The following is a 21,103-nucleotide window of genomic DNA, read 5'->3' as shown; positions in this document are numbered from 1 at the left end:
AGATTTAGCGGGGACCACCATGAGCGAAATCCTCACCATCGCCGACCTCAAGGACCTGGCGCGCCGCAGGGTGCCGAAGATGTTCTTCGACTATGCCGATTCCGGCGCATGGACCGAGAGCACCTACCGCGCCAACGAAGAGGATTTCGGCAAGATAAAATTCCGCCAGCGCGTGCTGGTCGACATGAGCAACCGCTCGCTGGAATCGACCATGATCGGCCAGAAGGTGGCGATGCCTGTGGCGCTCGCGCCGACCGGGCTGACCGGCATGCAGCATGCCGACGGCGAGATGCTGGCGGCACAGGCGGCGGAAACGTTCGGGGTGCCGTTCACGCTGTCCACCATGAGCATCTGCTCGATCGAGGATGTCGCCTCGGCGACGAAGAAGCCGTTCTGGTTCCAGCTCTATGTGCTGCGCGACAAGGATTTCGTGCTCAACCTGATCGACCGCGCCAAGGCGGCAAAGTGCTCGGCGCTGGTGCTGACACTCGACCTGCAGATCCTGGGACAGCGCCACAAGGACGTCCGCAACGGGCTTTCGGCGCCGCCCAAGATGACGCTTGCCAACATCATCGACCTTGCGCTGAAGCCGCGCTGGTGCCTGGGCATCGCCGGCACGCCGCGCCGCACCTTCCGCAACATCGTCGGCCACGCCAAGGGGGTCGGCGACGTGTCTTCGCTGTCGTCCTGGACGAATGAACAGTTCGATCCGCACCTGTCGTGGAAGGACGTCGCCTGGATCAAGGAGCGCTGGGGCGGCAAGCTGATCCTGAAGGGCATCCTCGACAAGGAGGACGCGCTGATGGCCGCCGAGACCGGCGCCGATGCGATCGTGGTCTCCAACCACGGCGGGCGGCAGCTCGACGGCGCGCCGTCCTCGATCTCGGTGCTGGAAGAAATCGCCGATGCGGTCGGCGACAGGATCGAAGTCCATATGGACGGCGGCATCCGTTCCGGCCAAGACGTGCTCAAGGCGCTCTGCCTCGGCGCCAAGGGCACCTATATCGGCAGGCCCTTCCTCTATGGCCTCGGCGCGATGGGCAAGGACGGCGTCACCAAGGCGCTGGAAATCATCCGCAAGGAAATGGATGTCACGATGGCGCTGTGCGGCAAGCGCCTCGTGGCCGATATGGGCAAGGAGCAGTTGCGCCGCTAGGGCGTTGTTCATCGATTGGTCCTAGCTTGCGCGCGGCGACCAACGCGAAAGACAGGTTCCTTGAGCGAGACTGGCATCCACTATCTCGACGCGCGCGGGCCGGAAGGCATGCGGCTCTACGCCATCGGCGATGTGCATGGGCGTCATGACCTGCTCGCCGCCATGCACCGGCGCATCGCAAGCGAACTGGAACATGCGCCCGGCTCCGACTGGCGCATCATCCATCTCGGCGACTATGTCGACCGCGGCCCGGATTCAAAGAGCGTCATCGACTTCCTGATCGAGGCGCGCAAGCGCGATCCGCGCAACATCATGCTCGCCGGCAACCATGATGTCGGCATGCTCGAATTCCTGGCCAATGGCGAGCCTGACGGCCTGTTCATGAATTACGGCGGCGTCCAGACGGCGCAGTCCTATGGCGTGGATTTTACACGGGACATGCATTGGTTCGGCAAGGCGGAGGCCATCGCGAGAGGACACGCCGCGCTGGTGAAAGCGGTGCCGCGCAGCCATGTCGACTTCCTCCAATCGCTGACGTTTTCGGTCAGTTTCGGCGACTTCTTCTTCTGCCATGCCGGGATAAGGCCGGGCGTGCCGCTCGACCATCAGAACCAGCAGGACCTGATCTGGATCCGCGATGCCTTCCACGATCACCAGGAGCTTTTTTCAAAGGTGATCGTGCACGGGCACACGCCGGTGCCCGAGGCCGAGGTGAAGGCCAATCGGGTCAATGTCGACACGCTCGCGTGGAAATCGGGAACGCTGAGCGCGCTCTCCGTCAACGACGGCGACAAGCAGATTATCGACGTGCAAGGCAAGGCGCTCTAAGGCGTGCTGATATTCAGGTGAGGCTGGCCTGACCTGGGTCTCAACACGCTTTTGGCGCAATCCCGGCGCGGGCGTGCTTGCGATTTTTGTCGAGGCTTAGTTCAGCGAGGCGGTGACGCCGTAGCCGTCGACGGCCCGGTGGTTGGTCGCTGCGTCGGCGGCATAAATGCCCAGGCCGCAGAGCACGATTGCAGACAGCATGACAAAAGACAGGAGAGCTGCTTTCACGGACGTCATCTCTGGTTAAGCTTTCTGCATCTGGGCACGAGGCGGTTACCAATGCGTTGAAACGATAAAATGCGTCTCAATGTTTCGACGATTTCGCGCTTCTAAGCAGATTCTGTTTCGCCGGTGTGTCGGCTGGATCACACAAAAGGTTCATGGCGGTTGCACCGGCGATACAAAGCGCGCCCTCTTAGGGGAGCGGCCGGACACAAACCAAGGAAGAAGAGCGTTATCCCCAGGCGCAGGCGCCGAGGCGTGCCAATTATGCCACGCTTCGGCCGATGAGGGGGTTGGATGCTCAGATGGTAGCCACCCAGGCGCGGGCAATCGCCAGCCCGGCGGCATCGGCTTCGGGGCCATTGCCGGCCAACTCATTGTCGAGCCGGTCGTTCCAGTCGGGGTGACGCTCGGCGATCGTTGCCGCGAAGGAGGTGCTCCAGTCGCGCACCATCGGCGTGTCCGCCTCGAAATGGAACTGGAAGCCATAGACGGCGCGGCCGAGGCGGAAGGCCTGGTTCTCGGCCACCGGACTGCCCGCAAGCCGCACGGCATTCTCAGGCAGTGCAAAAGTGTCGTCGTGCCATTCGAAGATCGGGAATTGTTCGGGCAGCGCCGCCAGCACCGGATCCAACTTCGCGGCGGGCGTCAGCGAGACCTTGTGCCAGCCGAACTCGGTGGCGCCGCCGATGTGGTTGTCGCCACCAAATGCGCGGGCAAGGAGCTGGCTGCCGAGGCAGATGCCGAGCACCGAGCGATCCTTCTCGGCGAAATCGCGCGTCAGCTCAAGGAGCGCCGGGAAATAGGGATATTCCTCGTCTGCCAGCGCATTCTGCCCGCCGCCCAGCACGACCATCGCATCATGCTCGCCTGCATCCTGCGGCAACGGATCGCCCTGGTATGGACGCCGCAGGTCGAGATCGGCGCCCGCTTCGGCCAGAGCGGCACCGACCTGGCCGAGGCCGGTATTGTCGTAGTTCTGGACCACCAGCACGCGCATCTAGAATCCTGCTGACATGAAAATGCTGGGGCGAGCGATATCATGCGGCCCGTGTTTCAGCCAAGATGCGGATCGAGAGACAAAACTATGCCACTGCAGAACCGGGTCGATCCCTTCGGCGCCATCCATGCCGTGGCGGAGCGCGGCCTGTTCACCGGCAATCGCGGCATCATCCACGACCCCGAGACGAAAACGCTGTTGAAGAAGCGCTGGGCCTTGCAGGCCTGGATCATCTGCGTGTGCCAGTTCCGAAATGTGCGGCGCGAACCGATGGGCCGTAATCGCCAAGACAATGGTGACTTGGGAGCAAAGGCAGGCTGGACCGAACTGTTCTTCCTCGACGAGGTGACGGCATTGGCTGCCGGCCACCGGCCCTGTTTCTTCTGCCGGCGCGAACGGGCGACCGATTTCGTCGGCCGCTTCGGCGAGGCCTTCGGGGTTGACGAGCCGCGAGCGCCGATGGTCGATAAAAGGCTGCACAAGGAACGGCTGGCTTCGGGCGGACAGCCGCCTCGCGCCACCGTGTCGGAGCTCGGCGCCCTGCCTGATGGAACGATGATCGCGCAGGGCGACGCTGCCTACGCGCTGCTTGCCGGTACGGCGCGCCGATGGTCGTTCGCGGGATACGCCAGTCCAATTGCCTTCGATCGCCTGGACGACCGGCCGCTGCGCATGCTGACGCCGGTAACCACCATTGCTGTGCTGCGGCAGGGCTTCGTGCCGGTCTGGCATCCGACCGCCGACACTTGACGATATCCATCGCCTCGCCCGTTGGTCGGCAGATATTCGCGGGATGGCCCGCAAATATCTGCCTAGATTCCCTTGTTTTTCGCAGGTTCTGATCGCAAAACCGCGAGGACACTTTTGCGGAACCTGCTCGGCCATGCGCGCCAACTACAAAATGCAGCGGCTGTTCGTGCCGGACGATCTTGGGCCCGGCCTCGAATTCGATGCCGGACAGCAGCAGAGCCATTATCTCGCCCATGTGCTGCGGCTTGGCGAAGGCGCCGAGGTTCTCTTGTTCAACGGCCGCCACGGCGAATGGTCAGCCGCGATCGTCGCCCGATCCAAGAAGGCGGTCCGGCTGAAAGTGCTGGAACTGCAGCGGCCGCAGCCGCCGCTGCCCGATCTCGTCTATTGCTTCGCGCCGCTGAAACAGGGCCGGCTCGACTATCTGGTGCAGAAGGCCGTCGAGATGGGCGCCGGCATCCTTCAACCGGTCATCACCCAGCACACGCAAGTGGCGAAGCCCGGCATCGAGCGGCTGCGCGCCAATGTCGTCGAAGCGGCCGAGCAATGCGGCATACTGGCGGTGCCGGAGGTGCGTGAAGCAGAGAAGCTGGAGAGGTTGCTCGCCAGTTGGGACAAGGAGCGGCGGCTGATCTTCTGCGACGAGGACGCTTCGACCAACAATCCGCTGCCGGCCTTGCAGGCGATCAAGGAAAAGAGGCTGGCGCTTCTGGTCGGGCCGGAAGGTGGATTTTCCGACGACGAGCGCAGGATGCTGCGGGCGCTGCCTTTCGTGACCGCCATCCCGCTTGGGCCACGCATCCTGCGCGCCGACACGGCGGCGGTGGCGGCACTTGCCGCGATCCAGGCGACGATCGGCGACTGGTAGCATCTTCGCTTCTCCCCCAGGGGCCTACGAGGGGAGAGGGAAAGGCCGAGCCATACAGATCAAATCCAGTTGAGCCGTGGCTCAGGATTTTTCGCTTGATCGGCTACTGACATTTCGTCCATCTAGCGCCCGGCGGCCAACTGACCGCTGCGGAGGGCTTTCTCATGGCGCGCGACACAACCGATACACAGCCCATCGAAGGGATCGACGAACTGGTCGGCTATCTGGCCGCCGGCAACAAGCCGCGCGACAAATGGCGGATCGGCACCGAGCACGAGAAATTCCCCTTCTATGTCGACGGCAACGCGCCGGTGCCCTATGGCGGCGAGCGCGGCATCCGCGCCATTCTCGAAGGCATGCAGCAAAAGCTTGGCTGGGATCCGATCATGGATGCCGGCCGCATCATCGGCCTTGTCGAGCCGACCGGACAGGGCGCGATCTCGCTGGAGCCAGGCGGCCAGTTCGAGCTTTCCGGCGCGCCGCTGGAATCGATCCACCAGACCTGTCGCGAGGGCAATGCGCATCTGGCGCAGGTGCGCGAGATCGCCGAGCCGCTCGGTATCCGCTTCCTCGGCCTTGGCGGCAGCCCGAAATGGTCGCTGGCCGACACGCCGAAAATGCCGAAGTCGCGCTACGAGATCATGACGCGCTACATGCCGAAGGTCGGCACCAAGGGCCTCGACATGATGTACCGCACATGCACGATCCAGGTGAATCTCGACTTCGAGAGCGAGACCGACATGCGCCGCAAGATGCAGGTGTCGCTGAAGCTGCAGCCGCTGTCGACGGCGCTGTTCGCCAACTCGCCCTTCACCGAGAGCCGGCCGAACGGGCTGCAGAGCTGGCGCGGCGACATCTGGCGCGACACCGACAACCAGCGCTCGGGCATGCTCGAATTCTGCTTCTCGCCCGATTTCGGTTTCGCCGACTATGTCGAATGGGCGCTCGACGTGCCGATGTATTTCGTCATCCGCGACGGCCAGTATCACGACATGACCCGCTACACCTTCCGCCAGTTCATGGCGGGCTCGGCGCGCAATGAAATCCCCGACGGCCTGCCGACCATGGGTGACTGGGCAAATCACCTCTCGACGCTGTTCCCCGACGTGCGCCTGAAGCGGTTCCTCGAAATGCGCGGCGCCGATGGCGGCCCGTGGCGGCGCATCTGCGCCCTGCCCGCCTTCTGGGTCGGGCTGCTTTACGACGAGCAGGCGCTGGACGCCGCCGAGGCGCTGACCGCAAGCTGGACCTATGAGGAAGCGCTGGCGATGCGCAACGCCGTGCCGGAGCTGGGCATTGCCGCGCCGTTCCGCAACGCCACCTTGCGCGACGTCGCCCGCGACGTGCTCGCCATCTCGCGCGCGGGCCTGAAGAACCGCGGCAAGAAGAACCGTGACGGCTACGACGAGACGTCGTTCCTCAACACGCTGGACGAGGTCGTGTCGCGCGGCACGACCAGCGCCGAGGAGATGCTGTCGGCCTACCACACGCGCTGGGGCGGCTCGATCGAGCCGGTGTTCATGGAATATGCCTATTAACCGTCCGCTGCCCGCTACGCGGTTGGTTGGCAAAAGCCGCTTCAATCAGTGATCGAAACGAACTAGTCTTTTCCGGCGAGGACACTGCCGGAGGAGACCCCATGCCTTCCCTGTTCGACATTTTTGCCCAAGCCCAGAATGGCGCCGGCATGCAGGCGCTTGCCCAGCAATACGGGCTTTCGATGCAGCAGACGCAGGCCGCGGTGCAGGCGCTGCTGCCCGCCTTCTCGCAGGGGCTCCAGCGCAACACCGCCGATCCCTACGGGATGGGCGCCTTCATGACGGCGATGGCGAGCGGCCAGCACGCCAAATATTTCGAGGACGCGACGAGGGCCTTTTCGCCGCAAGGCATCGACGAGGGCAACGGCATTCTCGGCCATCTGTTCGGCTCGAAGGACCTGTCGCGCGCCGTGGCGAACCAGGCCGCGCAGGCGACGGGGCTTAGCCAGCAGGTGCTTCAGCAGATGCTGCCGGCCATGGCCTCGATGATGATGGGCGGACTGTTCAAGCAGACCAACAACCAGTTGACCGGGGGGCAGATGCAGGCCTTCGGCGGCAGTGGCAATCCGCTGGGCGAGATCATCGAGCAGATGATGCGGCAGGGCGGCCTCGCGCCGGCGCCGCAAACGCGGCAGGCGCCGGCGCCCAATCCCTATGGCGAGAATCCGCTCGGCAAGGTGCTGCAGGACATGTTCGGCGGCGGCGCTCCGCAGCCGCAGAGCCAGCCGCAGCAGGCGCCCAATCCCTACGGCGAGAACCCGCTCGGCAAAGTGCTGCAGGATATGTTCGGCGGCGGCGCGCAGTCGCAAGGCCAGCCCCAGCAGACGCAAAGCCCCTATGGCGACAATCCGCTCGGCAAGATCTTCGAGGAGACGCTCCGCCAGGGCGGCGGCAGCTTCGGCGTGCCCGGCGGGCAGCCGGCGCCGCAGCCGCAACAGCGCCAACCGCAGCAGAGCACGCCGCAACAGCCGCAGACCAACCCGAGCGGCCGTCCGCGAAATCCGTTCGACGACATCTTCGGCAAGATGTTCGAGACCGGCGCGCAGCAGCGCGACGAATATGAAAAGAGCGTCGGGACGATCTTCGACCAGTTCAAGCGCGATATGGACCGGCGGTGAGTATCGCGCCGAGGGCGAGGTCGTCATCCACGGGCGGAGCGACGCGAAGCGGAGCGCAGACCCGAGGATCCATGCCGTTACCTTCGCCGAAGGGTGCAGCGGAGCAGAATTCTGCACAGTTGCAGCACGTCAAAGTCACGGCATGGATTCTAGGGTCTGCGCGCGTCGCTTCGCTCCTTGCTCCGCCCTAGAATGACGAACTAAAAGAAAAATGCCCGGTCCTGGAGGGGGAACCGGGCAATGTGCAGGCTGGCCGGCGGGGAACCGGCAGGGAGTGTGGGAGCCTGCATGAAGCTTGGTCGCGCGGAACGGCGAAAAGGTTCAGCGCAACCGGAAATCCAGGGAAACGCCGCCCCTCAGCCTACCTGACGAGCAAGGTCCTCGATCGTGTCGGTGCGGTCGCTGGCGATCGCGCGCAGCTTCGCCGTCGGATCGCGGCCGAAGGGCACGGCGACGGCAACGTGAAGGTCGGCACGGGTCAGGCCGATATCGGCCAGCTCGGCGTCCGACATCTCGCCAAGGCGATAGAAGGCGCGACGGTTTTTCCAGGCGCGGTAGCTGTTGGCGATGGCATTGACCACAAGCGTCGCGACAGCCGGACGCGTGGTGATGCGCGGGGTCTCGGAGGCGAATTCGATCGTGGTCATGTCAGTCTCTCCTTCCAGGAGTCGAGCGGACGAAACCAGCCAATCGGCGCCTTGGGAGAAGCGCCGTTCCGGTTTCCATTCACATGTCTTCATGTGGACAATGACAATTTGCCATCGCGCGATTGATTAATCCAACGAATGTTTTTAATCTGTAGCATCAACATCAATGATGGGTTGGACCGATGAAAGCGCCGCTTGACCTCGATCAGTTGCAAACCTTCATCTCGATCGCCGACACCGGCAGCTTCACCCGCGCGGCCGAGGAGGTGCACCGGACACAGTCGGCGGTGTCGATGCAGATGCGGCGGCTGGAGGAGCGGATCGGCAAGCCGCTGTTCGAAAAGGACGGCCGCACCAACAAGCTGACCGAGGAAGGCGACAGGCTGCTTTCCTATGCGCGGCGGCTGATCTACCTCAACCGCGAGACGCTCGCCGCCTTCGACGACCAGCGGCTCGAAGGCACGATCCGCATCGGCACGCCGGACGACTATGCCGACCGCTTCCTGCCTGAGATCATGGCGCGTTTCTCGCGCTCCAACCCGCGCGTCGAGCTAACGGTCGTCTGCGAGCCGACGCCGGGGCTGGTCGAACACATCAAGCGCGGCAATCTCGACCTCGCGCTGGTCACGCATAACGACACGCGAGGGCAGTCGGAAGTGGTGCGGCGCGAGCCGCTTTTATGGGTCACCTCGGCCAACCATGCCACGCATGAACAGGAAACCCTGCCGATGGCGTTCGGCCGTCCGAACTGCATCTGGCGGCGCGCCGCGGTCGACGTGCTCGACCGGCAGAACCGCGACTATCGCGTGCTGTTCTCCAGCTTCTCGGCCACGGTGATCACCGCGGCCGTGCTCTCGGGCCTGGCGGTCTCGGTGCTGCCGGAATGCGCGCTGAGGCCCGGCATGCGCGTGCTCGGCGAGGCCGACGGCTTCGGCCAGTTGCCGGACTGCCGCATCGGCATCATGCGCGGCCAGACCTCGCAGCCGGAGATCGTCGACGCTTTGGCCCGTCACATCGCCGAAAGCCTCGACAATATTTCCGTGCCGGTGAGCGAAGAGGCGGGAAGCTTCGACTTCGCGGCGCTCGCCTTTGCCAAGATGAAGCGGGTCAAGGCAAACCAGATCATGCCTGGCTGGTAGACGTCAGGCACGAACGGCGGAACGTTCCTGGTCGGCGGCCGAAAGCCCCGGCAGAGCAAGCAACTGGCCGGGCTCCAGCGGCGGCGACAGCAGATAGCCCTGCATCTGGTGACAACCCATGGCGACCAGCAAGGCCCTCTGCGCGTCGGTCTCGACCCCTTCGGCGGTCACCTCGACCCTCAGGGTCCTCGCCAGCTCGATCAGCGTCTTGGCGATTGCGCGGGCGCTTTCGTCCTCGTCGAGCAGACGCACGAAGGAGCGGTCGATCTTCAACTTGTCGATCGCCTGGCGACGCAGATAGCTGAGGGAAGAGTAGCCGGTGCCGAAATCGTCGAGCACGATGCGCACGCCTGACTGGCGCAGCGCGGCAATCACGGTGCCGATCGTGTCATTGTGCTCGAGCAGAACGCTCTCGGTGGTCTCGAGCTGCAAGCGGGATGGGGCGAGCCCGGTTTCCTTCAGGATCGCGGCGACCTGTTCGGCAAAGCCGATATCGCGCAGCTGCATCGGCGAGATGTTGATCGCGATCCAGGGCAGTTCGGTCCTGGCGGCAAAGCGGCAGGCTTCGCTCAGCGCCCATTTGCCCAGCTCACCGATGAGGCCGCGCTCCTCGGCGATCGCGATGAATTGCGCCGCGGGCAAGGCGCCGTGCACCTCATGCCCCCAGCGGATCAACGCTTCGGCTCCCAGAATCCGGCGGCCGTCGGCCGCGAAAACCGGCTGATAGGCGAGCTTTATGCCGCCGTCGCCATCCAAGGCCTTGCGGAGTTCCGACTCGACCTTGCGCTTGCGCAACAAGAGATCGTCCATGTCGCCGGCGAACACCTCGTAGCGGCCGCGACGGTTCTTCTTGGCCTCGTAAAGAGCGATATCGGCCTTGCGCAGCAGGTCGTCGGCATCCGTCTCCGATCCGGACGAGAGCGCGATGCCGATGCTCGCGCCGACGAAGACCTGGTCGCCGATCAGCCTGAACGGCTCACGCAGCTTCATAAGCAGCCTTTCGGCGATATCTTCAACGCTTCCGGCGTCGGGAATGTCGAGCAGGATCACAGCGAACTCGTCGCCGCCCAGCCGCGCGACGGTGTCGACTTCGCGGATCGTGTGCCTGAGCCGCGCCGCCGTCTGGCGCACGAGCTCGTCGCCGGCCGGATGGCCGAGCGTGTCGTTGATGTGCTTGAAGCGATCGAGGTCGAGGTAAAGCAGCGCCACGCGCGTTCCGTCCCGGCTGGCGAACAGCAGCATGCGCCGCAGCCGGTCCTCGAACAGCGCCCGGTTGGGCAGGCCGGTGAGCGTGTCATGGAAGGCGAGATATTGTGCATGGTCCTGGCTGGTCTGCAGCGCGGCCGAGGCGCGGCGCAATCGGCGCAGCAGGAACACCAGAACGCCGCCCGCCACGAGCAGCGCGATCGCCAAGGCCGGAGCGATCTTGCGCACCAAGGTGAGGCCAGGCCGCAACTGGTCCCAGCCGATGTAACCGAGGATGACGCCGCGCGAATCGACCAGCGGCACGGCGGCCGGGCCAACCGGCTCGGACAAGGGCACCAGGCGCGCGCCATCGAGCATGTATTTGGCCGCGATCTTGCCGATGACGGCATCGTTGATGAACTCGGCCGAGATGTGCAGATATTCTGTGCCAGGCTCTTGGCTGACGCGATTCGTGCTCGGCACCAGCGGCATGACGCTCAGGATCGCGGGCTTTCCCTGGAGCGAGACAAGGTCCTGCGCGACCATCTTGGCCGGCTGGCTGGAGGCGTCGGCCTTTGGCGGCTCTGCCAACATGTGGCGCAGCTTCTCGATGGTCGGCCGCAGTTCCGGCTCATCCTCGCCGAAAGCCGACGCCGCGACGACCTTGCCTTCCCGCATGGCGTGGATCGCATGGTTGGCGGCGTCGAGGATGTAGATCCGGTTGTGACCGTAGTAGGTGTACATCCAGGTGCTGAGGTTTTCCTCGATCCAGGCCTGATCGCCCGCCCTCACATTGGTTACCGAGTCATCCCAGACCGTCACGCTTTCCTGCTCGCGCTGGACCGTGGCAATCTGGTCGTTCAGCCCATCGGCGATGAAAATCTTCTGCCGTTCGAGCGAAGCCTCGTCGGCCTGATTGGCGGCGTAGAAGCCGAAGCCGACGACAATCGCCAATGTGAAAGCGGCGAGCGTCAGCACGGTCAGCGTGACCTGGTGCGTCAACGGGCTGCTGTTGTGGCGTGCGCTCATGCGTTCCCGGCCGGCTCTCTTCCGTCAGTCAAAGCAAATCGGGCTTAAAATCACGTTATAATATTAGCGGGGTTTCTCGGTGCTTGACGCCGGCCGATAAGCGTACCCCAATCGCACAATGAGTGAACCAGCAACCGAATCACGCAGCAACGCCACCGAATACACGGTGAGCGAGATTTCCGGCGCGTTGAAACGCACTGTCGAGGATGCCTTCGGCAATGTGCGGGTTCGCGGTGAGATTTCCGGCTATCGCGGCCCGCATTCGTCCGGCCATGCTTACTTCACGCTGAAGGACGACCGGGCGCGGATCGATGCCGTGGTCTGGAAGACCACTATGGCGCGCCTGAAATTCCGCCCCGAGGAAGGCATGGAGGTGATCGCCAGCGGTAGGCTGACGACCTATCCCGGCAAATCCAATTACCAGATCGTCATCGACAATCTGGAGCCGGCGGGCGCCGGCGCGCTGATGGCGCTGCTCGAAGAGCGCAAGCGCCGGCTGCAGGCCGAAGGTCTGTTCGATGCAAGCCGCAAGCGGCGGCTGCCGTTCATGCCCAAAGTCATCGGCGTCGTCACCTCGCCGACCGGCTCCGTGATCCGCGACATCATCCACCGCATCAAGGACCGGTTTCCGCTGCATGTGCTGGTGTGGCCGGTGCGGGTGCAGGGCGATACGACGGCCAGGGAAGTGACCGCTGCCGTCAACGGCTTCAACGCGTTGACTTGGGACGGGGCTATCCGCCAGCCCGATCTGTTGATCGTGGCGCGCGGCGGCGGCAGCCTCGAAGACCTCTGGGGCTTCAACGACGAAGGGCTCGCACGCGCCGTCGCGGCGTCGGCCATCCCCGTGATCTCGGCCGTCGGGCACGAGACCGATACGACTCTGATCGACTTTGTTGCTGACATGCGGGCGCCGACGCCGACGGGCGCGGCCGAGATCGCCGTGCCGGTCAAGGCGGACCTGGAGGCGACGCTCGCCAGCCTCGGCGCGCGGCTCAACGCCTGCGCCTCCCGGCATCTGGAGCGCAAGCGCCAGGCGGTGCGCGCGGCGGCACGCGCGCTCCCCTCGCCCGACCAGCTGCTGGCGTTGCCGCGCCGCCGTTTCGACGATGCGACCAGCCGCCTCGGCCGCGGGCTGACAGTGAATATCGAGCGCAAGCGGGCGACGCTGGAGCGGCAAAGGCTGACGCCGGCGACGCTGTCGCGGCGCCTCAACGAGGCCCACACGCTGACCGGCCGCGACATCGCGCGTGCCCGCGCGGCATTCTTCGCCATCGTGCGCGAGCGGCGCGGGCGCTTCCAGCGCAACTCGACGCGCCTGTCGCCGGCGCCGATCGTCCGGCGCCAGAAGCTGCAGGCCGATGCCTTGGCCGGACTGTCGCGCAGGCAGGACCAGGCGCTGGCGCGGCGGCTCGACCGGCTGCGCGCGGCGCTGACACAGGCCGACCGGCTGCTTGCGACGCTGTCGCACAAGGCCGTGCTGGCGCGAGGCTTCGCGCTGGTCAAGGACGCCGAGGGGGCTGTCATCAAGCGGGTTGAAGACGTGGCGCCGGGCGCAGCCTTGCAGCTGGAATTCGCCGACGGCACTGCCGAGGCCATCGCCACCAGCGGCGGCGCGCGGCCGAAGCTGGCCGCGAAGCCGCCCGCCAAAGCCAAGGAGCCGGGCAATCAGGGCTCGTTGTTCTGAGGACCGCATGAGCAGCCACGATCCGCATCTTCGCACGCCTTCCGGCAAGCCGCGCCTGCGCTCCTTCGGCATCGCGCTCGACGGCACGCCAGGCCGTTTCAACGCCATCACCGACGTTCCAGGCGTGTCGGTGGGCTACACGACGCTGATTTCCGGCGACGGTCCGCTGAAAGTCGGCATCGGCCCGGTCCGCACCGGCGTCACCGCGATCCTGCCGAGGCCGGTTCAGGAACTCGCAACGCCGGTTTTCGCCGGCGTGTTCAGCCAGAACGGCAATGGCGAGCTGACGGGCACGCATATCATCGAGGAAACCGGCGCCTTCAACTTCCCGGTCACCATCACCAACACGCATTCCTGCGGCGTCACCCGCGACGCCACGCTGCGCTGGATGCACAAGGTGCTGCCGGCCGCGCTCGACACGGGCTGGGGCCTGCCGGTGGCGGCCGAGACCTATGACGGTTTCCTCAACGACATCAACGGCCATCATGTCAGCGTCGAGCATGTCGCGACGGCGCTCGACAATGCTACCGGCGGCGCCATCGAGGAAGGCAGTGTCGGCGGCGGCACCGGGATGATCACCTTCGGCTTCAAGGCCGGATCCGGTACCGCCTCGCGCATCGTCGAATGGCAGGACAGGCGCTACATGCTGGGCGTGTTCGTGCAGGCGAATTTCGGCCAGCGGCGCAATTTCACCATTCGTGGCCGGCGCATCGGGCAGGAGCTTGTCGACCCGGCGATCCGCGAGGCGACTTCACGCGCCGAAAAGGGTTCGATCATCGCCGTCGTCGCCACCGACGCGCCGTTCCTGCCGCATCAGATGAAGCGGCTCGCCCGGCGCGTGCCGCTCGGCATCGCCATGACCGGCGGCTATGGCTATCACAGCTCGGGCGACATCTTTCTCGCCTTCTCGACCGCCAATCCCGAGGCCGCGCTGGCTCCGTCAGGCCGGACCGGACACGTCGAGTTCATCCCGGACGTCGACATCGACCCGTTCTTCGACGCGGTCGTGCAAGGTGTCGAGGAGGCGATCCTCAACGCGCTGGTCACCAATGAGGATATGACGGGACGCGACGGCAATTTCGTGCCGGCGCTGCCGAAAGACTGGCTGAGGGAAAAATTCGGCGAGAGATGACGCCACCGCCGGGCTTTGGCGGGCGGGTATTTACTCCGCGGGCTTGTCCGGCTTCGGTTCGCCGCTGCCTTCTTCGGCGGCTTCCTCGAGGCGCGATGCTATCAGTTCCTGGATGTCGCCGACCTCTTCCTGGATGTCCTCCAGGAGAATGCCAGCCTCGGCGGCCTTGGCGCAGCACTCCTTGGCGAGAGTCTCGGCCTGCTGGTCGATCTCGATCGGCGAATGCGGGCATTGGACTTTCTCGCCAATCCATCCGCGCAAGAACTCGATCGCATGTTCACTCATACTGCTTCTTCCCTGGCGGCAAAGCCGGTTGGTAGCCATGAACGTCCGCACCCCGCAAAGGATGCATATCCCATTCGAACCGAGTCGCTCCCGACCGGCAAGACATCTTGCGCATAGGGCAAGAGAGCTTGTCCATGGGACGCAGAGCCGCAGGAGTGGAAGGGTTCGAGGTGCACGTTCAGATCATTGAAAATGATGGAATGGTCGGCCGGGATCGACAGAAGGCCACCGATATTGTTTTTGCTTGCCTTTTTCTACCTTCGACAGCGCATTTGCATCACAAACCGTATCGCAGCTTCCCGGTCAACGCTGTCCCGGCCCGAGCCGGGGCAGGCGCTATATAGTGACATCCTCATGCAATGTCGACTCGGACTGCATCATCCGGACGGCCACCTCCCCAGATCGAGGGCGCAACCGGAGGATTATTTTGACGTGAACGGTCCGGAAAGATGATGTTTGCGCAGCAAGGTGGAGAGCCGGTTCGCTGCCTCGGCGAAGACTTCGCCTTCCGAAAAGATTAGCGCCTGCCGTTCTTGCGCGGATGCAGCCAGGAGACGGTCGCAGAATCCGGCCACGACAGCGCCCGCGCCGGCCAAGTCGGCGGCAACCGCCTGGTCCGCGGCGAGCGCCGCCAGGTGCCGAGGCGTAATGCCGCCGATACCGGGAGGGACTTTCGCTCCCATGTCGACGAAACCCGGAGGCAGCGATCCTTTCAGATTGGAGACGCGATGCTCGGTGATGGCCGCATGGATCTGATCGACGGCTTGCTTGGCGCCGGCGACGCGAGAGGGATGATCGGTGTCGGCCGCGGCATGGGGGAGAAGTTCCAAGCGTTCGGCATAGGCCTCGACCAGTTTGAGATAGGGCAGCATCGGGCCTGAAAGCGTGCCGCCGTCCTTGAACAGGTCCGCGTCGATCGCCGCGTGGGAAATGCATCCTGACGCCAGCGCGCGCTCCAGCGCTGCGACATCGACCAGCTCGCCGCGATCATAGTTGATAAGCACGGCGCCGTGGTTGAGGAGGGAGAGGACTTCATCTCCGATCAGTCCGGCGTTGGCGTATCGTTGCGCGCCGGGATCGAAAGCACCGAGGCCAAGGTGGACCGAAAGCGCGTCGGCGCCGCGCGCCGCGTCTTCCATGGTTGCGGCGTAGTCGAAGCCTTCCAGCTCGATCCATTTTTGGTGACGGGGCCGCGCATGGATGGCGACCCGCATGCCGAAGGCCTGGCCGAGCCTGGCGAACTCGCGACCGATATTGCCATAGCCGATCACCGCCAGTCTTTTGCCTTCGAGCTTCTCGGTCGGGTAATGGCGCAGGTCCTTTCCCGTATCGAACTGCCCGCCGGCGACCAGGGTGTTGAGCCTGTCCACCGGAAGATCCGGCCTGACTTTCAGCAGCGCCTTCATGGCCATTTGCGCGGTGGCGCGGCTGTTGATGCCGGGCGTATTCATCAAAGGCGCTTCGCCGCCTTCTCCGCTGCCTCCGCCCCAGGATGCCGACCCCATATTGCCGGTGCCGGCACCGATGCGCACGCCGCCGAGCCGGAACCTGGTCTCGGCCGGAATGAAGGTCGCGGCGGCGATGACGGCGTCGTAGCGGCCCTCGCCGGCCTCGGCCAGCAATTCGTCTCGCGTGCTCAATTGCGGCTGGTAGAAGAAATGCAGCTTGCCAGGGTCAAGCGCGCCGGCCTTGGCGACGCCTGTCTGATGGAACACGCCACCCTTGGCCTCGATGTAGGCCTGGACCTCGCTGTGGTCGGGATTGCCGTCGGCGCCAAAGCGGAGGCCGACAAAATCGCAGATCAGAATATTGGCTGATGTCATGAGGCGTCGTTTCCCTGCAGCTGTCTCCGCCTACTCCAATCCGTCATCCGATGGAGCGACGTGAAGCGGCATATCCGGGTCGCAAGCGAGAGATTTGCCGCAGGGATCTAGAAATCTGTCCGCTCAGAACGGCGACAGGTCGAGTATCGGTTTAGTCGGCCGGGAAAGCCGGCCAGGCTCCAGGTTCGATAGTCTCGGGTTTTCCCTGGTGTCGAAGAATAGCCACTCTTCGAACGATGAAAGATTGCAATCGTTGGCTACTTGGAGCGGTGCGCCTTCCACCAGAACCGGCCACCCGCTCCAAGTCTTCCTTCGTTCCGCCAGACCCTAAAGCGCGTCGCGATCTTTCAGATTCGCTCTATGCGCTTTAGGTTTTTAATTTTGCGCATGTCTTAATCCCGAAACCGGTTCCCACTTTCGGGAGACATGCTTTACCCGTGCCGGATTTCCGTGCCGAGCACTTTCAGGCATTCCCGGATGAAGGCGGCGAGAGCCGTCCAGCCTTTGGCCGAAACCATCGTGCCGTCGACATATGCCTCCGTCGGAGACAGGTCGATATAGGTGCCGCCGGCGAGCGTTACTTCCGGCTCGCAGGCCGCCAGCGCGCCTACTTTCTTGCCGCGCACGACGCCATCGACCGCAATCAGGATCTGCACGCCGTGGCAGATGGTGAAGATCGGTTTCTTCATTTCGTGGAAATGGCGCACCATCGCCTGAATGCGCTTGTCGGTGCGGATGTACTCGGGTCCGCGGCCGCCGGCGCAATAGACGGCGTCATACTGGTCGAGCTGCTTCTCCGCGTCGGCGAACGTCTTGTTGATCAGAGCATAGTGGCCGAGCTTCTCGGTATAGGTCTGGTCGCCCTCGAAATCGTGCAGCGAGGTCTTGATCACGTCGCCCGCATTCTTGTCGGGGCAAACGACGTGGACGGTGTGACCGACGGCCTCCATCGCCTGCTGATAGACAAAGATTTCATATTCCTCGGTGAACTCACCGGTCAGCATCAATATCTTCTTGGCTGGCATGACTTGTCCTTTCGGTTACTCGAAGGCGGGCAGGAGGCGGTCCCGCGAATTCTCAATGTGCACTTGCATCGCCTTCTCGGCGGCATGCGCGTCGCCGGCAGCGAAAGCAGCGAGGATCGCTTCGTGCTCATCCAGCGCTTCTTCGGTGACGCGCGAGTGATACATCAGGCGGAAGATGTGGAAGTGCGTATGCTGGTGGTTCAGCGTCTCGCGGATGAGCTCGTTCTGTGCGAACTCCATGATCTTGTCGTGGAAGATCGCGTCCTGCCGCGCGAAATTGGAATAGCGCAGGCGCTCGTCCTTCCCCACCCGCCGCGCCATCACGCCTGCCGCTTCCCGCAACACCGCGAGGCGCTCTTCATCCAGCGTTGCCGTAGCCTTGGCTGCGGCAGCGGGTTCCAACAAAAGGCGCAGTTCATAAAGCTCATCGAACCGACGCCGGGTGATTTGCGGGGCGGCGCGATAGCCGATCAGGTGGGTCTTGACCACCAGCCCCTCGCCCTCCAACCGCCCGAGCGCTTCACGGATAGGCGTGTGTGAAACGTCGAATTCCCTGACGAGGTTGTCGACGGTGATGCGCGATCCCGGCGGAATCCTCAGCGACATCAATTGCGCGAATATTGCTTCGTAAACATCGCCCGCCAAGCCGTTGGCGCGCTGGATGCGACCGCTTGAGCGAGCTTCGGTTTCAACCGTCAGGTCGGGATTTTCCATCGGTTACCTCTTGACAGGAACGAGCCCTAACATGATGCTCCGGCCAATTCAATAGGATATCCTATACGATTTTATAGAGGATACGAACGGATGGGGCCAGGAACCGTATCGCCGCATTCAACGATGCGGGCACCAAAGCCGACAAAGCACCGGCCTGCGAACCAGAGGCCACTCAACCGATGCACAGCGTTTTCGCACCAGTCCCTTTCGAAAGATCTCAGTTCATGACCCTTTTTGCAGCCGCGCGCCTGCCGCGCGAAATTCTTTTCGGCAAAGGCCAGCGCCATGCGCTGCCCGCCATTGCCGGGCGACATGGCCGGCGCGCCTTCATCTGCACCGACGAACGGCTCGCCAGAACGTCCGAGTTCATTGAGATGCTCGAGGGGCTGCAGGCTGCAGGGATCGACACGCTCGTCTACGACCGCACCTTGCCGGATGTGCCGCGCGACAGCGTCGGCGCCTGTATCGCGGAGGCGAAGGGATTCGAGCCGGACATGGTGATCGGCGTCGGCGGCGGCAGTTGCCTCGACATGGCCAAATGCGCCGGTCTGCTCATCAGCCAGGGCGGCAGGCTCCAGTACTATTATGGTGAGTTCAAGGTGCCGGGCCCTACCCTTCCCCTTATTGCGGTGCCGACCACGGCCGGCACCGGTTCCGAAGTCACTCCCATCGCGGTGATCTCCGACCCGGAGCGGACGCTGAAGGTCGGCATCTCCAGCCCGCATCTCATCGCCGCGGTTGCGCTGTGCGATCCGGACCTGACGGCGAGTTGTCCCCCATCGCTGACCGCCATCGCCGGCGCCGATGCGCTGACGCATGCGATCGAGGCCTTCACCGCGGCAAGACGCGGCGCAGATGCCGATCTGGCGCAACGCCATGTCTTTGTCGGCAAGAGCGCGCTGACCGACCATTTCGCCCTTCTGGCGATCAGGCTCCTCGGCCGCAGCCTCGAAGCAGCCTATCGCGACGGGTCGAACGAGAGTGCGCGCGCCGATGTCATGATGGGAGCGTTGGCCGCCGGCTGCGCCTTCGGCACGGCGGGAACCGCCGCCGCCCATGCGGTGCAGTATCCAGTCGGCGCGCTCACCCACACGCCGCATGGGTTGGGCGTCGCGACGATGCTTCCTTATGTGATGCGCTACAACCTGCCGGCGGCAACCGCGGAGATCGCGGAAATCGGCACTGCGCTCGGCCTGCCCCACCAGGACCGCGGCGCCGATCAGCTGGCCGACGCCACGATCACGGAAGTTGCGCGACTGTTCAACGCCATCGGCATCACCCGGACGCTGGCTGATCTCGGCCTTCCTGCGGACAAGATCGACTGGACCGCGGAACAGGCCCTCGGCATCGACCGGCTGATCAAGAACAATCCCCGCACCTTCGACCTGCCCGCGATGCAGCGCCTGGTTAGGGCCGCTTACAGCGGCGATATGTCCGCAGTGACGATGTGAGAGACGGAGCCCAAGCCTATGAACATTTCGATAGACCTATTCGATCAGGACACCGACATGTCTGAGTATGCCGCGTTTTCGCATGGACTCTATATCGGCGGCAAATGGCGCCCCTCATCCGACGGCCGCGTCATCGAAGTGGTCGACCCGTCGACCGAGGCCGTGATCGCCGCGGTTCCGGACGCAACGCTCGCCGATGCCGCGGCTACGGTCGAGGCGGCGGCACAGGCAGCTGCCGGCTGGCGCGAGACCCCGCCGCGCAAGCGGTCCGAGATCCTGAGGCGCTGCTTCGAGTTGATGACCGAACGCGCCGAGACCTTGGCCGTATTGATCTCCCTGGAGAACGGCAAGGCCCTGCGCGACGCGCGCGGCGAAGTTGCCTACGCGGCCGAGTTCTTCCGCTGGAACGCGGAGGAAGCGGTTCGCATCAGCGGCGAGTTCGGCCTTGCGCCGTCCGGCGCGAACCGGATCGTGGTCGACTACCAGCCGATCGGCATTTGCGTGCTGATAACGCCGTGGAACTTCCCGGCGGCGATGGCCACACGCAAGATCGCGCCGGCGCTTGCCGCCGGCTGCACCGTCATCCTGAAGCCGGCCAGCGAGACGCCGCTGACGGCCTACGCGCTTGCTGCCCTCTACGAGGAGGCCGGCGTGCCGCCGGGCGTCGTCAACGTCATCACCACTTCGAATCCGGGGTCCGTGACTGCGGCCATGCTGGCCGACGCGCGGGTGCGGAAGCTCTCCTTCACCGGCTCGACCGGCATCGGCCGCATGCTTCTCGCCGAGGCGGCGAAACACGTCATTTCCTGTTCGATGGAACTTGGCGGCAATGCGCCGTTCATCGTGCTCGACGACGCCGACCTGGAAGCGGCGCTCGATGGCGCGATGATCGCCAAGATGCGCAACGCCGGCGAGGCCTGCACGGCGGCCAACAGGCTCTATGTCCAGGCGGGCATCCATGACGCGTTCGCCGAAGGCCTGCGCAAACGCATGGCGGCTCTGACCATCGGTCCGGGCACGGACACGGAAACCGAATGCGGACCAATGATCACCAGGAAGGCCGTGGACAAGATCGATCGGCTCGTCCAGGACGCGGTCGCGCGCGGCGCGAAGGTTCTGTGCGGCGGCGCGATCGCCGCGGGCCGAGGATTTTTCTATCCGCCCACGGTGCTGAGCGACGTGCCGGCCGACGCCGCCATGGCTCACGAGGAGATATTCGGTCCAGTGGCGCCAATCAGCCGCTTCGAAGACGAGGCGGAGGTCATCGCCAAGGCGAATGATACCGAGTACGGCCTTGCCGCCTATATCTACACGCGCGACCTTGTGAAGGGCATGCGCATGGCGTCGAAGATCGAGTCCGGCATGATCGCGCTCAATCGCGGCCTGATGTCCGACCCTGCCGCGCCCTTCGGCGGCGTCAAGCAGAGCGGGCTTGGGCGCGAAGGCGGGCAGAAGCACGGCATCGCCGAGTTCATGGAGGCGAAATACATCGCCGTGACGATCTGATGA

At 64.3% G+C, this 21,103-nt stretch carries 19 protein-coding genes; 11 read left to right on the top strand and 8 right to left on the bottom strand.

Annotated elements, in window-relative coordinates:
- Positions 1-19 precede the first annotated feature (19 nt).
- Both EN862_RS30980 and EN862_RS30975 read left to right on the top strand, forming a co-directional pair.
- On the top strand, positions 20-1,156 hold the full coding sequence (locus EN862_RS30980; RefSeq protein ID WP_127867326.1) for an alpha-hydroxy acid oxidase: 1,137 nt from the start codon (positions 20-22) through the stop codon (positions 1,154-1,156).
- Between the two features lie 60 nt (positions 1,157-1,216).
- Positions 1,217-1,984 carry a metallophosphoesterase gene (locus EN862_RS30975; RefSeq protein ID WP_127867327.1) on the top strand — a complete coding sequence of 256 codons (768 nt, stop codon included), beginning with the start codon at positions 1,217-1,219 and terminating at the stop codon, positions 1,982-1,984.
- 96 nt (positions 1,985-2,080) lie between these two features.
- On the opposite strand, the gene EN862_RS37455 is transcribed toward EN862_RS30975, so the two are convergent.
- Both EN862_RS37455 and EN862_RS30965 read right to left on the bottom strand, forming a co-directional pair.
- Positions 2,081-2,212, bottom strand: coding sequence for a hypothetical protein (locus EN862_RS37455; protein ID WP_263481599.1), 132 nt, complete (start codon positions 2,210-2,212; stop codon positions 2,081-2,083).
- A gap of 295 nt (positions 2,213-2,507) precedes the next feature.
- On the bottom strand, positions 2,508-3,206 hold the full coding sequence (locus tag EN862_RS30965) for a type 1 glutamine amidotransferase (RefSeq protein ID WP_112130056.1): 699 nt from the start codon (positions 3,204-3,206) through the stop codon (positions 2,508-2,510).
- Positions 3,207-3,293: 87 nt separating this feature from the next.
- Between EN862_RS30965 and EN862_RS30960 the strand changes: the two genes are divergently transcribed.
- The 4 genes from EN862_RS30960 to EN862_RS30945 all read left to right on the top strand — a co-directional run bounded on the left by EN862_RS30960 (position 3,294) and on the right by EN862_RS30945 (position 7,480).
- Positions 3,294-3,956, top strand: coding sequence for a hypothetical protein (locus EN862_RS30960; protein ID WP_127867328.1), 663 nt, complete (start codon positions 3,294-3,296; stop codon positions 3,954-3,956).
- Between the two features lie 133 nt (positions 3,957-4,089).
- A complete protein-coding gene (locus EN862_RS30955; protein ID WP_127867329.1) occupies positions 4,090-4,824 on the top strand; it encodes a 16S rRNA (uracil(1498)-N(3))-methyltransferase in 735 nt (244 codons plus the stop codon).
- A 164-nt stretch (positions 4,825-4,988) separates the two neighbouring features.
- Entirely contained in the window at positions 4,989-6,362 is a 1,374-nt protein-coding gene (locus tag EN862_RS30950; protein ID WP_127867330.1) for a glutamate--cysteine ligase, read from the top strand.
- A gap of 101 nt (positions 6,363-6,463) precedes the next feature.
- The gene (locus tag EN862_RS30945; protein WP_127867331.1) at positions 6,464-7,480 is read left to right on the top strand and encodes a DUF937 domain-containing protein; all 1,017 of its coding nucleotides are present in this window, start codon (positions 6,464-6,466) and stop codon (positions 7,478-7,480) included.
- 356 nt (positions 7,481-7,836) lie between these two features.
- Here the strand turns inward: EN862_RS30945 and EN862_RS30940 are convergent, their stop codons facing one another.
- Positions 7,837-8,127, bottom strand: a complete 291-nt coding sequence (locus EN862_RS30940; protein ID WP_127867332.1) for a DUF1127 domain-containing protein — start codon at positions 8,125-8,127, stop codon at positions 7,837-7,839.
- Between the two features lie 182 nt (positions 8,128-8,309).
- Between EN862_RS30940 and EN862_RS30935 the strand changes: the two genes are divergently transcribed.
- Positions 8,310-9,266 carry a LysR substrate-binding domain-containing protein gene (locus tag EN862_RS30935; protein ID WP_042640974.1) on the top strand — a complete coding sequence of 319 codons (957 nt, stop codon included), beginning with the start codon at positions 8,310-8,312 and terminating at the stop codon, positions 9,264-9,266.
- 3 nt (positions 9,267-9,269) lie between these two features.
- On the opposite strand, the gene EN862_RS30930 is transcribed toward EN862_RS30935, so the two are convergent.
- Complete coding sequence (locus tag EN862_RS30930) at positions 9,270-11,480, bottom strand: EAL domain-containing protein (protein ID WP_127867333.1); 2,211 nt, start codon at positions 11,478-11,480, stop codon at positions 9,270-9,272.
- A gap of 118 nt (positions 11,481-11,598) precedes the next feature.
- On the opposite strand from EN862_RS30930, the gene xseA reads away from it, so the two are divergent.
- Together xseA and EN862_RS30920 are read left to right on the top strand one after the other, a co-directional pair.
- Positions 11,599-13,164 (top strand): exodeoxyribonuclease VII large subunit, encoded by a 1,566-nt coding sequence (xseA, locus tag EN862_RS30925; protein WP_127867334.1) that lies wholly within the window; start codon positions 11,599-11,601, stop codon positions 13,162-13,164.
- A gap of 7 nt (positions 13,165-13,171) precedes the next feature.
- On the top strand, positions 13,172-14,296 hold the full coding sequence (locus EN862_RS30920; protein WP_127867335.1) for a P1 family peptidase: 1,125 nt from the start codon (positions 13,172-13,174) through the stop codon (positions 14,294-14,296).
- 30 nt (positions 14,297-14,326) lie between these two features.
- Here EN862_RS30920 and EN862_RS30915 read toward each other — a convergent pair whose 3' ends face one another.
- From EN862_RS30915 to EN862_RS30900, 4 genes are all read right to left on the bottom strand, one after another.
- Complete coding sequence (locus EN862_RS30915; RefSeq protein ID WP_127867336.1) at positions 14,327-14,581, bottom strand: DUF768 domain-containing protein; 255 nt, start codon at positions 14,579-14,581, stop codon at positions 14,327-14,329.
- Positions 14,582-15,003: 422 nt separating this feature from the next.
- Entirely contained in the window at positions 15,004-16,404 is a 1,401-nt protein-coding gene (locus tag EN862_RS30910) for an NAD(P)-dependent oxidoreductase (RefSeq protein WP_127867337.1), read from the bottom strand.
- A gap of 431 nt (positions 16,405-16,835) precedes the next feature.
- Positions 16,836-17,429: a DJ-1/PfpI family protein gene (locus EN862_RS30905; RefSeq protein WP_127867338.1), complete on the bottom strand. Its 594-nt coding sequence runs from the start codon at positions 17,427-17,429 to the stop codon at positions 16,836-16,838.
- 15 nt (positions 17,430-17,444) lie between these two features.
- Positions 17,445-18,143 carry a GntR family transcriptional regulator gene (locus EN862_RS30900; protein ID WP_127867339.1) on the bottom strand — a complete coding sequence of 233 codons (699 nt, stop codon included), beginning with the start codon at positions 18,141-18,143 and terminating at the stop codon, positions 17,445-17,447.
- 224 nt (positions 18,144-18,367) lie between these two features.
- Here EN862_RS30900 and EN862_RS30895 point away from each other — a divergent pair, with 224 nt between their 5' ends.
- Positions 18,368-19,594 carry an iron-containing alcohol dehydrogenase gene (locus tag EN862_RS30895; RefSeq protein WP_127867340.1) on the top strand — a complete coding sequence of 409 codons (1,227 nt, stop codon included), beginning with the start codon at positions 18,368-18,370 and terminating at the stop codon, positions 19,592-19,594.
- A gap of 18 nt (positions 19,595-19,612) precedes the next feature.
- Positions 19,613-21,100: an NAD-dependent succinate-semialdehyde dehydrogenase gene (locus EN862_RS30890; protein ID WP_127867341.1), complete on the top strand. Its 1,488-nt coding sequence runs from the start codon at positions 19,613-19,615 to the stop codon at positions 21,098-21,100.
- Positions 21,101-21,103 lie beyond the last annotated feature (3 nt).

It is taken from the genome of Mesorhizobium sp. M2E.F.Ca.ET.219.01.1.1, assembly GCF_004016445.2.
In the GTDB taxonomy this organism is placed as follows: Bacteria; Pseudomonadota; Alphaproteobacteria; order Rhizobiales; family Rhizobiaceae; genus Mesorhizobium.
This window is presented reverse-complemented; position numbering and strand designations above follow the sequence as displayed.

What these genes read in the sequence shown, in the direction of transcription:
- EN862_RS30960 (WP_127867328.1), top strand. Translation starts at nt 3,294, where the DNA reads ATGCCACTGCAGAACCGGGTCGATCCCTTCGGCGCCATCCATGCCGTG.
- EN862_RS30930 (WP_127867333.1), bottom strand. Translation starts at nt 11,480, where the DNA reads ATGAGCGCACGCCACAACAGCAGCCCGTTGACGCACCAGGTCACGCTG.
- EN862_RS30890 (WP_127867341.1), top strand. Translation starts at nt 19,613, where the DNA reads ATGAACATTTCGATAGACCTATTCGATCAGGACACCGACATGTCTGAG.
- EN862_RS30940 (WP_127867332.1), bottom strand. Translation starts at nt 8,127, where the DNA reads ATGACCACGATCGAATTCGCCTCCGAGACCCCGCGCATCACCACGCGT.
- EN862_RS30915 (WP_127867336.1), bottom strand. Translation starts at nt 14,581, where the DNA reads ATGAGTGAACATGCGATCGAGTTCTTGCGCGGATGGATTGGCGAGAAA.
- EN862_RS30920 (WP_127867335.1), top strand. Translation starts at nt 13,172, where the DNA reads ATGAGCAGCCACGATCCGCATCTTCGCACGCCTTCCGGCAAGCCGCGC.
- xseA (WP_127867334.1), top strand. Translation starts at nt 11,599, where the DNA reads ATGAGTGAACCAGCAACCGAATCACGCAGCAACGCCACCGAATACACG.
- EN862_RS30980 (WP_127867326.1), top strand. Translation starts at nt 20, where the DNA reads ATGAGCGAAATCCTCACCATCGCCGACCTCAAGGACCTGGCGCGCCGC.
- EN862_RS30900 (WP_127867339.1), bottom strand. Translation starts at nt 18,143, where the DNA reads ATGGAAAATCCCGACCTGACGGTTGAAACCGAAGCTCGCTCAAGCGGT.
- EN862_RS30955 (WP_127867329.1), top strand. Translation starts at nt 4,090, where the DNA reads ATGCGCGCCAACTACAAAATGCAGCGGCTGTTCGTGCCGGACGATCTT.
- EN862_RS30945 (WP_127867331.1), top strand. Translation starts at nt 6,464, where the DNA reads ATGCCTTCCCTGTTCGACATTTTTGCCCAAGCCCAGAATGGCGCCGGC.
- EN862_RS30895 (WP_127867340.1), top strand. Translation starts at nt 18,368, where the DNA reads ATGACCCTTTTTGCAGCCGCGCGCCTGCCGCGCGAAATTCTTTTCGGC.
- EN862_RS30965 (WP_112130056.1), bottom strand. Translation starts at nt 3,206, where the DNA reads ATGCGCGTGCTGGTGGTCCAGAACTACGACAATACCGGCCTCGGCCAG.
- EN862_RS30910 (WP_127867337.1), bottom strand. Translation starts at nt 16,404, where the DNA reads ATGACATCAGCCAATATTCTGATCTGCGATTTTGTCGGCCTCCGCTTT.
- EN862_RS30950 (WP_127867330.1), top strand. Translation starts at nt 4,989, where the DNA reads ATGGCGCGCGACACAACCGATACACAGCCCATCGAAGGGATCGACGAA.
- EN862_RS30935 (WP_042640974.1), top strand. Translation starts at nt 8,310, where the DNA reads ATGAAAGCGCCGCTTGACCTCGATCAGTTGCAAACCTTCATCTCGATC.
- EN862_RS30905 (WP_127867338.1), bottom strand. Translation starts at nt 17,429, where the DNA reads ATGCCAGCCAAGAAGATATTGATGCTGACCGGTGAGTTCACCGAGGAA.